The organism is Nannocystis sp., from assembly GCF_016714285.1.
Lineage (GTDB): Bacteria > Myxococcota_A > Polyangia > Nannocystales > Nannocystaceae > Nannocystis.
On record NZ_JADJNN010000010.1, the window covers coordinates 204,447 to 217,853 of the forward strand.

Annotated in this window: 5 protein-coding genes and 1 pseudogene; 3 read left to right on the plus strand and 3 right to left on the minus strand. The window is 75.0% G+C overall.

All coding sequences use genetic code 11. From position 1 onward, the window contains the following. Window positions 1–169: 169 nt before the first annotated feature. Window positions 170–7,924, plus strand: coding sequence for a tetratricopeptide repeat protein (locus IPJ59_RS19070; protein WP_293272803.1), 7,755 nt, complete (start codon window positions 170–172; stop codon window positions 7,922–7,924). Between the two features lie 111 nt (window positions 7,925–8,035). Here the strand turns inward: IPJ59_RS19070 and IPJ59_RS19075 are convergent, their stop codons facing one another. Further along, complete coding sequence (locus IPJ59_RS19075) at window positions 8,036–8,587, minus strand: hypothetical protein (protein ID WP_293253166.1); 552 nt, start codon at window positions 8,585–8,587, stop codon at window positions 8,036–8,038. A 148-nt stretch (window positions 8,588–8,735) separates the two neighbouring features. On the opposite strand from IPJ59_RS19075, the gene IPJ59_RS19080 reads away from it, so the two are divergent. Beyond that, window positions 8,736–9,509, plus strand: coding sequence for an alpha/beta fold hydrolase (locus IPJ59_RS19080; protein ID WP_293272804.1), 774 nt, complete (start codon window positions 8,736–8,738; stop codon window positions 9,507–9,509). A 9-nt stretch (window positions 9,510–9,518) separates the two neighbouring features. After that, complete coding sequence (locus IPJ59_RS19085; RefSeq protein ID WP_293253172.1) at window positions 9,519–10,544, plus strand: hypothetical protein; 1,026 nt, start codon at window positions 9,519–9,521, stop codon at window positions 10,542–10,544. 78 nt (window positions 10,545–10,622) lie between these two features. Here IPJ59_RS19085 and IPJ59_RS19090 read toward each other — a convergent pair whose 3' ends face one another. Both IPJ59_RS19090 and IPJ59_RS19095 read right to left on the minus strand, forming a co-directional pair. After that, entirely contained in the window at window positions 10,623–12,383 is a 1,761-nt protein-coding gene (locus IPJ59_RS19090; RefSeq protein ID WP_366524640.1) for a tetratricopeptide repeat protein, read from the minus strand. Window positions 12,384–12,416: 33 nt separating this feature from the next. Then, window positions 12,417–13,156 (minus strand): annotated as a pseudogene (locus tag IPJ59_RS19095) (protein kinase domain-containing protein); the annotation flags it as partial. Window positions 13,157–13,407 lie beyond the last annotated feature (251 nt).

Sequence of the window (13,407 nt, forward strand, 5' to 3'; positions counted from 1 at the left end):
TCGAGCAGGACTTGCGACCGGCCCACGGCCCGCGCTGACGCAAAAGCCTGGTATGGTGCGAACCTCGCCTTCACGCCGCACGGCCGTGCGGCGCCCATGCATACGCGTCGCGCCGCAGCTGCACTGTCCGCGGTTCGATACCTCAGGTCCGACTCACTCGAGGCTTCCGATGGCAACCCACTCCACTGACGACCAAGCCCTCGCCGCCGCCCTCGCTGCTGCGCGCAGCGAGCCCGAAAAGAATGACCACTGGGCGCTCGCCGAGCAGCTCGCGGAGATCCTCCAGCGCGTCGACGAGGTCGCCGCGGCCTACCGCGAAGCCCTCGCCCACGACCTCTCACCCGACGCCATCGAACGCCTCGGCCGCCGCGCCGCCGCCTTCCACGAGGCCTGGCTCGGCGACGACAACGCCAGCCTGGCGCGCGTCCTCCTCCGCGTCCTCGCCGTGCAGCCGGGCGCCGAGTGGGCCTTCGCCCAGCTCACCGCCGTCTACACCCTCCGCGAGCGCTGGACCGACCTGCTCGCCGTCTACGACCAAACCCTCGTCGCCCCCGTCGGCGAGGCCCGCCGCGTGCAGCTGCTCGAGGAGGCCGCGAACATCGCCCGCGACTTCGCCGGCCAGGCCGACCGCGCCGTCGGCTACATGCAGCAGCTGCTCGGCCTCCGCCCGGGCGACGAGCGCCTCGAGGCCAGCCTCGAGCGCCTGCTCGAGCGTCAGGGCCGGTGGGGCGACCTGGTCGCGCTGTGGAAGCGGCGCATCGAGCTCCTGGGTCGCGAGGCCACCGCGGGCCTGCAAGCCCGCATCGCCGAGGCCTCGCTCGATCGCCTGCACGACCCGGCGCTCGCGCTCGAGGAGGTCCGCACACTCCTGCAGGAGAGCGCCGGCGACCGCGAGGGCACCGCGCTGCTCGAGCGGCTGATCGTCCTCAAGAGCGCCGACGCCAGCGTCCGCGCCGGCGCCCTCGACCTCCTGCGCAGCAGCTTCGAGGACGCCCGTCGCCCCGAGGAGGTCATCCGCGTCCTCGGCGTCGCCCTCCCGCTCGCCGACCCCGCCGCGGCGATCGCCCTCCATCGCGAGATCGGCGAGCGCCTCGTCGCCATCGACCGCGCCGTCTCGGCGATGGAGCACTACGTCGCTCTCCTCGGCCTCGCCCCCGATGCCCACGACGACCAGCGTCGCCTGCGTCACCTCGCCGAGACCACCGGCGAATTCCTCCTTTACGTGCTCGGCCTCCTCGGCGCCGCCGATGCTACCCGCGACCGCGAGCGCCGCGTCGCCCTGCTCGCCGAGGCCGGCGACGTCCAGCACGCCACGCTGCACGACACGGCCGCCGCGATCGAGCTCTACACCCGCGTGCTCGCCGAGTCGGCCGCCCCCGCGGCGACCGCCCTGCGGGTCGCACGCATCCTCGATCGCCTGCTCGAAGAGACAGGTCGCAGCGCCGAGCGCCTCGTCGTGCTCGAGCGCCTCGGCGCCCTCGAGGACGACGCGGCCCGCAGCCAGGTCCTCGGCGACGCGGCTCGCCTCGCCGAGAACCTCGGCGAGCCCGAGCGCGCGCTGCACAGCTGGCGCGCTCGCCTCGGCCACGACGGCGACGACAGCGAGGCCCTCAGCCACGCGATCCGCCTGCTCGAGCAGCTGAGCCGCTGGGCCGAGCTCGTCGGCGCCCTGCGTCAGCGCGCCAACGGCCCGGTCGCGCCGCACCAGCGCCGCGCCGACCTGGCCCGCGTCGCCATCCTCGAGGCCCAGCAGCTCGACGACGCCGCCTCCGCGATCACCACCTGGCTCGCGATCCAGCGCGAGTTCGGCGAGAACGGTGAGACCGTCGAGGCCCTCGCGGCCCTGCTGTCCCGCGTGACCCGCTGGAAGGACCTCGCCGAGCTGCTCGGTCGCGCCGCCGGTCGCGAGACCGCCGCCCTCGCCGACCTCTCGACCCGCCTCGGCGACGTGTACCGCGGCCAGCTCGGCCAGAGCACCCGCGCCGTCGCCTGCTACGACGCCGCCCTCTCGGCCGACCCGACCCACGCGGGCGCCCGCGCCGGCCTGCTCGCGGTGCTCGAGGACGCTGTCGCCCGCCCCGCCGCCGTCGAGCTGCTCGGCAAGCTCTACCGCAAGCGCGAGGAGTGGCCCGACCTGGCCGGCATCGTCGAGGCCCGCCTCGCCGGCACCGACGACCCGCGCAAGCAAGCCGACATCCTCCGCGAGACGGCCGCCCTGCAGGAGCAGCACGTCCACGACGCCAACGCGGCGCTCGCCCTGCTGCGCCGCGCCTTTTCCCGCATCCCTCGCGACCGCGAGCTCGAGCGCGACCTGGTCCGCCTCGCCGACCAGACCGGCGACTGGCGCACCGCCGTCGAGGCCTACCGCGAGGCGGTCTCCAGCCTCGTCGGTGAGCCGCGCCGCAGCGCCGAGCTCCGCCTCTCCGAGGCCCGCATCCACGAGCACAAGCTCGGTGAGCCCGAGCCCGCGCTGCTCGCCTATCAGGCCGTCCTGGCGATCGAGCCCGGCGACCCCGACGCGGTCCGCGGCGCCGTGCGCATGGCGGCTCGCGTCAACCGCTGGGACGCCGCCGCCGCGGCGCTGGTCGGTCAGGTCGCCGCCGACGAGAAGCTCGACGCCTCCCTGCTCGCCCTGCTCGAGGCCCAGGCCGGCGAGCACGACGGCTGGCAGGGCATCACCCTGTCCCTCGAGACAGCTCTCGGTCGGGCCCGCCTGCCGGCCGCTCCGGCGGCCCTCCTGACCGCCCGCGTCGCGCTGTGGCACCGCGACCACCGCGGCGACGCGGCGGCTGCGATGGCGGCCCTGCAGCGTTCCCTGGCGATCGAGCCCGGCAAGCTCGAGCGCCTCATTCAGCTCGCCGAGCTCCAGCGCGCCACCCCCGACGCGGCCCTCATCGACACCCTGCTCGCCCTCGACGCCCAGCGCGAGGACAACTTCGACGAGCTCTACGAGGCCTCCGAGCTGGCCCTTGGCCTCGACGGCGACACCCCGCGCTCGCGTGAGATCTTGAACCGCCTCAAGGACCGCGCCGCCGCCCTGTGGAACCGTGGCCTCGCCGCCCGCGGCCGTCGCAGCCCCGAGGAGAGCGTCGCCTGGGGCGTGCAGCAGCTCGGCCGCCTCCACGATCAAGCCGGCGAGCGCCGCCAGGCCGCCGACCTGCTGGCCCGCAGCGCCACGCTGCCCTTCGCCGCCGAGACCTCGCAGGCGATGCGCCTGCGCGCCGCCGCGATCTACGGCGAGCTGGGCGCGCGCACGCTGGCGATCGCCCTCTACCGCGGCGTGCTCGACGAGCGCCCCGACGACCTCGCGACCCTGCGTCTGCTCGGCGCGCTGCTCGAGGCCGAGGAGCGCTACCCCGAGCTGCTCACCCTGCGTCACCACGAGCTGGCCCGCACCGATGACCCCGCCCGCAAGCTCGAGCTGCGCCTCGATATCGCTCGCGTCGTCGGCATCGTCGAGCAGCGCGGCGGTCGCATCGAGGTGCTGCGCCGCAACCTCGAGGAACAACCCGGCCACGACCCGTCGCTCGCCGCGCTCACCGAGGTCCTCTCCGCCAAGGCCAGCCCCGACGAGCTCGCCGGCTTCCTCGGCCAACACGCCGAACGCCTCGAGGCCGTCGGCGACAAGCCCCGCGCCGTCCGCCTGTGGGCCCAGCTAGCCACCCTGGCCGAGCAGCGCCTCGGCGACGTCGAGCGCGCCCTCGAGGCCCACCGCCGCGTCGTCGTCCTCGAGCCCCGCCTCGACGCCCTCGACGCGCTCGCCCGCCTGCGCATGGCCCGGAGCGAGCCCGCCGAGGCCGTGCCCTGGCTGACCCAGCGCCTCGACAAGACCGCCGGCCCCGAGCGCACCGGCGTCGTGCTGCAGCTGGCCGAGGCCCTGCTCGGCGCCAGCCGCAGCGAGCGGGCCACCCAGGTGCTCGCGCGCGCCGTCGCCGAGGAGCCCGGCGAGTCGCGCACGCGCGAGCTGCTGCTCAAGCTCTACCGCGACGCCCAGGCCTGGGAGCCGCTCGCCGCCCTGCTGCAGGTCGCCGCGGCGCACACCGACCAGCGGGCCCAGATCCTCGCCCACCTCTACGAGGCCGCCGCGATCTACCGCGACCGCCTCGGCACCCTCGATCGCGCCATCCCCGTGCTCGAGCAGCTGCGCCGCCTCGTCCCCGACGACCGCGGCGTGCTGCAGAGCCTCGCCGACGCGCTGTGGGCCGCCAACCGCCACGCCGACGCCCGCGTCATCCTCGAGCAGCTGCTCGCCGAGTTCGGCCGCCGCCGCTCGAGCGAACGCGCCGCCGTCCACACCAAGCTCGCGGCGCTCGCCCGCGGCGAGGGCAACCGCATCGAGGCCCTCGCCCAGCTCGAGCTCGCGACCAACATGGACATGGCCAACATCCCGGCCCTGCAGATGTTGGCCGAGCTGTCCCAGGAGTCAGGTGACTCGGCCCGCGCCGAGCGCTCGTACCGGGCCCTGCTGCTGGCCGCCCGCCGCCGCACCGTCGACGCCAACAGCGACGTGCTCGGCATCAGCGAGGCGCTCTACGAATTGAGCCGCCTCGCCGCCGCGCGCAAGCAGGACGGCCAGGCCGCCGAGCTGCTCGAGTCGGCGATCCACACCGCGCTGCAGGACGACCGCGAGGCCGGCAAGCTGCAGCGCACGCTGCGGCTCCGCGGCGACGCACCGCTGCTCATCCGCGTGCTGCGCTCGCGCCTGTCACACGGCCCCGAGGGCGAGGTGAAGGCCGCGATCCTCGGCGAGCTGGCCGACGCGCTCGACACCACCGGCCGCGCCGAAGAGGCCCTCGGCCTGCGCCTCCAGGCCCTCCAGGACGCCCCCGGCTCCGTCAACCTCCACCGCGCCGCCGCCGAGCAGGCCGCCCGCCTCGGCCAGAGTCAACGCTACGTCGACAGCCTCACCGCGCTCGTCGAGCGCGCCCGTCGCAAGGCCGACTCGGCCGTCGCCGCCGACCTGCTGATCCGCAGCGCGGAGATCGTCGAGCGGGAGTTCGGCGACCTCGAGCGCGCGGCAGAGATGTACGGCCGCGTCGAGGCCCAGGGCCACCGCGTCGTCGAGGCCTGGATGGGCCTCGCACGCATCGCCGCCGCCCGCGGCGACTCGGCCCGCCAGGTCGAGCTGTTCGAGCGCATCTCGAGCGCCCCCGACGACGCGATGACCCCGGAGGTCCGCGCCCGCGCGGCCTTCGGCCTCGCCGAGATCCACCTCGCCGCGCCCGAGTCGCGCGACGCCGGCGTCGCCGCGATGCGCCGCGCCCTCGAGCACGACCCGCGCTACAGCGTCGCCGAGCCGATCCTCCGCCGCACCCTCGCGGCCGCGCCCGACCACGCCGAGCTGCTCGCGCTCTACGAGCACGTCGTCCGTGAGATCGGCGACAAGGTCCAGCTGCTCGCCTTCCTCGAGCGCCGCGCCGCCGCCGAGGATGCCAACCCCGCGGTCGCACGTGAGGCCGCAGAGCTCGCGGTCGAGACCGGCGCCGACGACGAGCGCGTCGCCAGCCTCCTCGGCCGCACCCTCGAGCTCTCGCGCGAGCGCGGCGACGGCAACGAGCACGCGATCTGGGCCCTGCTCGCGCTGGCCCGCCGGCATCAGGCCGCCGGTGACCTCGTCGGCGCGATCGCCTACCTCCGCGACGCCTCCGGCCTCGCTGAACCATCCCAGGTCTTCAGCCTCGGCCTCGAGCTCGCCGGCCTCGCCGCCGCCCAGCCCGACAAGCTCAGCCTCGCCGCCGAGCTCTACGAGGACCTGCTCGCCCAGGACCCCAGCAACCGCGAGGTCTGGCTCCCGCTCATGGACGTCTACAAGCGCCTCGAGGACCAGAGCCGCCTCCAGCAGCTCGTCGAGGCCACCCTCCAGACCCTCGGCGACGCCAAAGAGCGCAACACCCTCCGCCTCGAGCTCGTCCACTCCCTGCTCGCCAACATCGGCCGCGAGACCGACGCCGTCCGCCTCCTCAAGGACATGTTGATGGAGGAGCCATCGCACAAGGAGGCCGAGCGCCTGCTCGCCTCGGTGTTCGAGCGCACCGGCTACGACTCGGAGCTGGTCGAGCTGCTCGGTCAGCAGCTGCTCACCGCCCAGGAGGCCAAGGACGTCGACGGCGTGGTGGCCAGCGCGCTGCGCCTCGGCGAGCTGCACCGCCGCACCCAGCCCGACGAGGCCAAGTCGGTCTACCGCGCCGCCCTCGACTTCGCCCCGCAGAACCGCGAGCTCATCGAGGCGCTGCTGTCCCAGCTCGACCCGGAGCACGACAACCGCGAGCGCGCCGAGATCACCGAGCGCCTGCTCGCCGTCGAGACCGGCGACGCCGCCGTCCAGCGCACCCTCGACCTCGCCAGCCAGTGGGTCAAGCTCGGCGAGCCCGAGTCCGTCGCCCGCGTGCTCGAGCGCGGCTACAAGGCCGCGCCCGAGAGCGACGAGCTGCGCGCCCGCCTCGACTCCTGGTACCGCGAGCGCGAGGACTGGGCCAGCCTGGCCGCGCTGCTCGTCGACTCGGCCGACCGCGCGATCGAGCCGACCGACGCGGTCCGCCTGCTGCGCGAGGCCTCCGAGCTGTACGCCGACAAGCTCAGCGACGCGGCCAGGGCGGCCGAGGTCCTGCGCAAGGCCTGCGGCTACGACCCGATCGACATGGTCCTGCTCCGCGAGCTGGTCAATCGCCTCGCCGACACCGGCGAGCACCAGGCCGCGATCGACGAGCTGACCCAGGCGATCGACTGGCAGCCGCTCGACCAGGCCACCCTCGTCGAGTTCCTCCGGCGCCGCGCCGAGCTCGGCATGATCGTCGGCAACGAGGCCCAGGCCGCGCAGGACCTCGAGCGCGCCTACGAGGTCGTCGGCCCCGAGCTGATCCCTGACCTGGTCGACGGCCTCGAGCGCTGGCGCAGCGCCGCCACCCGCCGCAGCGACCGCGCCGGCGAGCGCGCGGCCACCCTGCGCCTGGTCGAGATCCTCGGCAAGGAAGGCGCCGGCGAGCAGGCCCGCGTCGCCCTCGCCGAGTGGGTCGCGCGCGAGCCCGGCGACACCCAGGCCCTGCGCATGCTCATGGACATGGACCGCGCCGCCGGCCGCTGGGAGGACGTGGTCGCCAGCGTCACCAAGCTCGTCGCCGCCGAGACCGGCCCGGCCCAGATCGAGGCCGTGCTGCAACTCGTCGAGGCCACCGGCAAGGTCGGTCGCCCCGAGGACGCCCGCGCCGGCCTCGAGGTCGCCCACCAGGCCCAGCCGCAGAACGAGGCCGTACGCGGCCGCCTGAAGCAGATCTACGAGGAGGAGGAGAACTACCCCGCGCTCGCGCGGATCCTCATCGGCGAGGCCAGCGGGATCGAGGATGAGGGCGCCCGCTTCCTCATGCTGCGCCAGGCCGGCGAGCTCCTGCTCGACGAGGACGCCGCCTCCGCAGCCGAGGCGCTCAAGCAGGCGCTCGCGCTCAAGCCCTCGGACCAGGCCGTCAACCTCCTGCTCGTCGAGGCCTACACCGCGGCCAAGCAGCAGGACAACGCCGACGCGATCCTCGACGCCGCGATCGACGCGATGAAGGGCCGCCGCTCGCCCGAGCTGTGCGTCCTGCAGTACCGCAAGGCCGCCGTCGCCGCCTCGGCCGGCAACCAGGAGCAGCAGCTGCACTGGCTCAAGGAGGCCCACAACACCGACCGCAACAACGGTGACGTCGCCGTCGAGCTCGCGGCCCTGGCCGAGAAGCTCGAGGACTACGACCTGGCGATCCGCGTGCTCCGCAGCATCGCCCTGATGGAGGCCGCGCCGATGAGCCGCGCCGTCGCCTACCTGCGCCAGGGCTACATCGCCGAGCGCCGCGGCGACCGCCAGAAGGCCGTGCTGTGGGGCCGCAAGGCGCTCATGGAGGACCCGAACTGCACCGAGGCCACCGACTTCCTCAAGCAGATCGGCGAGCTGTAGTCAGCGCCTGAACCCGGGCCCGCGGGGTTCGCCTCGCGGGCTCTCGCGTTTAACGCGTCACTGCCCGAGCACCGTCGCGTGCGTCCGCGTGGGCCTCTCGTCGTTAACCCGTCACTGTCCGAGCACGGTCGAGTGCACCCGCGGCGCCTCGTTGGCGGCGTCCGCGTGGGCCGAGGGCGGCGCCTGGAACTGCATCACCTCGAACATGCAGTACTTGTGCGACCACCGCAGCTCGAGCATCGCCGGGTTCTTCTCCGGCGAGCCGTCCCGGCCCCACACCTTGCCCGCGAACAGGGTGGGGCTGTGGACCAGCACCCCGAGCCGCGACCCGATCGCCTCGCCGACCAGCGTCTCGACCACCGCGAGCATCACCACGAAGCGCAGCTCCGGCTCGCGCACGAAGGCCAGCGGGTCAGACTCCTCGAGCGCCGTGGTGTCCAGCACCCGCACCCGCACCAGCCCCTCCGGCCCCGGACACGGCTTGCCCGCGGGGCTGATGTTCAGCTCGCCGTCACTCTCCACGTGCTCGTGCTCGAGGCCGTCGTGCGGGTGTGGGTCGCGGCGCGCGTGGCTGCCGTCGGGCGGCCGCGCCTCGTCGGCCCGCCGCACGCACGCCGGCGCGAGCAGGACGGACGCGAGGAGCAGGGCGTGGCGGCGGAGCATCGCCGGCCATCATAGCGGATCGCCGGAGACCGCCCTGCCGGCCCTGCCGGTGCAGATGCAGGGCCCCGCCCTTCGCGCCGCGGTGCCCCGGTGCCCCTGTGCAACGGGGCCGAAGTCGGTATCATCGCTCCCGCTCGGAGGTGAGACGGTGACGACGACAAACGACGGTGTGAAGCTTGCGTATCGGGTGCTCGGCGACGGGCCGCGCACGGTGATCCTCGTGCACGGCTGGATGGTCTCTGGTCGCGTGTGGGACGACCTCGTCGCCGCCCTCGACCTCTCCGGCGTCCGCCTGGTCGTGCCCGACCTGCGCGGCGCGGGCGACTCGGACAAGCCAGCCAGCGGCTACACCATCGAACGCTACGGCCGCGACATCCTCGGCCTCGCCGACGACCTCGACGCCCGCAGCTTCGTGCTCGTCGGCCACAGCATGGGCGGGACGATCTCGCAGTGGATCGCCGCCCACGCGCCCGCCCGCGTCGACGGCATGCTGCTCTACTGCCCGGTGCCCGCCTCCGGCATGCCCGGCTTCCCCGAGCAGGCGCTCGAGCTGTTCCGCAACGCCAACAACGCCGGCGCCCACGCGGCGATCCTCGGCATGGCCTGCACCAACCTCTCGGACGTCGGTCGCGAGCGCCTGCTCGCCGCCGCCGCCACCGTGCCGGCGGGCTGCATCGCCGAGGCCTTCGAGGCCTGGCGCGGCGCCGACTTCGGCGACGCCCTCGCCGCGGTCACGGCCCACACCCTGGTGGTCGCCACCGACGACCCCTTCCTCCCGGCGGCGTTCCTGCAGGCGGCGATCGTCGGTCGCATCGCCGGGGCGCGGCTCGCCGAGCTCCACGGCGCCGGTCACTACGTGCCGGTCGAGCGTAGCCGCGAGTCCGCCGCGCTGCTCACCGCCTTCCTCGCCGGCCTCGGCTGAGCCCGGGCGATGGCGCGTCTGCGGATGGCCGCCCTGGTGGCCGTCGCGGCGGCGCTGCTGGGCGTCGTGCTCGCGGTGTGTCGGCGGGTCACGGGCTGGTGGGCCGTCGCGTCGCTCGTCGCGGCCGCCGGGCTGCCGGGCTGCGCCGGGCGGCAGCTGCTCGCGCGGCCCTACAACGCCGCCCCGCTGCCGCCGCGCACCCGCGTCTTCCTCGTCGCCGGCGGCACCGAAGTCGCCAACTTCGCCGCCGAGGTCGTCGCCCAGCGGCGCCTGTGGCTCGACCGCGGCCTCACCCCCGACGAGATCGCCTGCTACTGGGCCCGGCCCGGGCCGGCCGAGCTGCGCGCCGACCGACGCCAGTACCGACGCCTCGCCGCCGAGCTGCGCGCCTGCTACCCCGCCTCAACCGCGGTCCTGCGCGCCCACCTGCGCCAGCAGGCAGCGCGCCCGCTGCCCTCCCTCTACCTCTACATCACCAGCCACGGCGACGCCGACATCATGCCGCCGGATGTCCCAAAGGACAGCTTGCTCCCCGGCGAGCGCGACCTCTTCGACCAGTACGTCATCCAGATGGGCGCCGGTCTCGGCCGCGGCGCCGAGCCCGGGCCGCTGGCCATGGCGATGCGTCGCGGCGCCGACCCCGATGACCTCGTGCTCTCGCCGCGGCTGCTGCGCGGGCTGCTGCGGGCCTTCCCCGCGGCCACGCCCAAGCTGGTGGTGCTCCAAGCCTGCCACAGCGGCGGCTTCCTCGACGCCGCGCGGGCGGAGCTGCGGGCCGACGCGATCACCGATGTCCCGAACCTGACCGCGATCGCCTCGGCCCGCTTCGACCGCACCAGCTTCGGCTGCGAGTCCGGGGCCGAGATGACCTACTTCGGCGAGATCTACACCCGCCTGCTGACGCGAAGCCCGGCCGCCGACCCGGCCGCCGTCGACTGGCCCGGGTTGTTCACGGCGCTCGCGGCCGAGGTCGCCGCGCTCGAGCGCGCCGTCGACGTGCGCCCCTCGCTGCCGGTGTTCTTCACCCGTCCGTGATGGCACCCGTCCGTGATGGCACCCGTCCGTGATGGTACCAGTCCTTGAGGACATGTCCCAACGAACATGGCCGAAGGGTCATTGCCCGCTGCGGCCGGCGATCCAGTCGGCCGCCTCGGCGATCGCCCGCGAGTCCGGGTGGTCGGCGGCCTGCAGCTCGGCCAGGCCGGCGCGCGCGAGCCCGAGGATCTGCGTGCGCACCGAGGGCGTCGCCGTGGCGGTGCTCGCCGCCTGGGCCCACAGCGCGCGGGCGAGGGCCAGGCGGGCCGCGCCGACCCCGGCCGCGCCGCTCGGTCGTCCGGAGATCTCCAGCGCCCGCCGGCAGCTGGCGATCGCCTGGTCGTGCGCGCCGCGTCCGGTCGCCGCGATGCACTGGCCGATCAGCGGCTCGATCAGCGACGGGTCGGCCGCGCCGTGCAGCCGCTCGCGGATCTGCAGCGCCCGCGTGAACCCGGCCTCCGCCGCTGGCCAGCGCTCCTGCGCGCGCGCCACCTCGGCGAGCCCGAGCTGCGCCAGCGCCATCGGCTCGCGCCCCTGCGCCCCGCTAGCGACCAGCAGCGACTCCGCCAGCTCGTAGTCGGCCGCGGCCTCGCGCAGCCGGCCGCGTCGACGCTCGACCTCGGCCCGCGCCAGGTGGGCCTGGACCAGCGCCGGGTCGTCGTTCGGCAGCGCCGCGCGCAGCAGCTGCACCGCCCGGTCGAGCTGGCGCGCCGCCTCGTCGTGCGCCCCCAGCCGCGCCTGCGCGAGCGCGAGGTCGAGGAGCAGGCGGCCGACCTGCGGGTGCTCGGGGCTCAGGCTGCGCTCGCCGAGCCGCAGCGCCAGCGCCAGCTGGGTCGCGGCCTCCGCGTGTCGCCCGCGGCGCAGCAGCAGGCGCCCGATCGCGTGCAGCGCGGCCGACTCGCGCCGGCCGTCGTCGCTGCGTCGCTGCAGCACCGCGGTCAGCCGCTGCCACAGCGCGATCGCCTCGTCGTCGCGGCCGAGGTCGCCGAGCACCTCGAGCAGCAGCGTCTCGCTGTCGATCACCAGCTCGTCCTGGTGGCTCGCCTCGGCCGCCCACAGCGCCGTCAGCAGGCTGCGCTCCGCCGCCGCCGGGTCGCCCGCGGCCCGCTCGAGCGCGGCCTGACGGTGCAGCGCCTCGGCCTGCAGCGGCAGGTCGCCCTGCTCGCGCGCCGTGATCGCGAGCCCCCGCGCCAGCGCCAGCGCCCCGGCCACATCACCCAGCGCACCCAGCACGCCGGCGCGGTCGAGCTCCGCCAGCGGTCGCTCGTCGACCTGATGCCACGGCGCCTCCTTCGGCCACCGCGCGTCGGCGCAGCTGGTCGCCGGTGGCAGCGACCACGCGGCCACCAGCCCGCGCGAGGCGGCCTCCTTCGGCGCCCGCAGCAGCGCATCGGAGAGCCCCCGCAGCCCCGCGAGGCGCCGACGCAGGCACGCCGCGACCGGCTCGGCCGGCGCGCGTGCGCCCGACTGCGCCTGCGCGCAGGTCTGGCGCACCATCTCCCGCCACTCCTCGACGCGGAGCTCCAGCACCGCGGCGACCCGACGCGCCTGCAGCTCGGACGCCTGCGCGTCGCGCAGCGCCGCCGCGACCGCCTGCCGCCGCGTGTCGTCCCACACCCCCGCCAGCACCGCGTCGACGTCGCACAGCGCCAGCGCCGAGGTTGTCGGCGCCGCGATCGGGTGCACCGGCGCGAGCGTGAAGGCTGCAGCCGCGGCCACGCCGGCGAGCACGACCCCGCCGCCGACGAGCAGCCAGCGGCGCACCGGCGGGCGCGGGTCGCTGCCGAGCTGGGCCAGCAGGTCGTCCATCGAGCGCCAGCGTTCGCCCGGGCGGACCATCAAGCCGCGCGCGAGCAGCCGCAGTAGCCAGGCCGGGACGTCGCTGTCCTTCGGGACATCCTGGATCTGACCGGCGAGCACCGCCTCACGGACCACCGCGACGCGCTCGCCGACGAAGGGCCGCACCCCGTAGAGCCCCTCGAACAGCGCGACGCAGAAGCTGAACTGGTCGGTGCGCGCGTCGGTCGGCTGGCCCAGATACTGCTCCGGGGCCATGTACGCCGGCGTCCCGGTCATGCCGCCGGTCCTGGTGATGCGCATGTCGAGCATGCTGTTGCTCGGCTTCTGCGGGATCGCCTCGTAGGTGTCGGGCCGCGGGAACAGACCCGACCCGCCGTCGGCCCGCGCGAGCCCGAAGTCCACCACCCGCACCCGGTTGTCGCCGTCGATCAGCACGTTGTCGGGCTTGAAGTCGCGGTGGATGATGCCGGCCCGGTGCGCCGCCGCCAGCCCGCGCCCGGCCTGCACGAACACCCCAGCACGTCTCGCCAGCTGCGCCGCTCGGCCCGCAGCCAGCGTGTCAGCGTCACCCCCTTCACGAACTCCATCGCCAGGAAGATCTGCTCGTCGAGCACCCCCACGTCGTAGATCGCGACCACGTTCGGGTGCGACAGCTTCGCCATCGCCTGGGCCTCGCGTTGCAGCCGCTTGCGCCCCGTGTCGCGCTTGCTCGGGCCCGTCCGCGTGCGCAGCACCTTGAGCGCGACCTTGCGGTTGAGCGCCTCATCCCACGCCGCGTACACCACCCCCATCCCGCCCGAGCCGAGGCGACGGATCACCTGAAAGCGGCCGATGTACGCCGGCGTCGTCTCGGCCTCCGCCGGCACCGCGCCGACCTCACCCGCGTCGCCCTCGATCGGCGTCGGTGCCGACGCCATCGGCGTCTGGTGGCTCGGCGTGTCCTCCGGCCTCGCCCCCGCGGGCTGCGGCGTGTCACCCCGTGATCGGCGTGATCGGCGTCAGCGGCGTGGCGTAGTCCGGCCCCGCGCCCCCGCTCCGCGCCCGCACCTCACCGCTCCCGCGC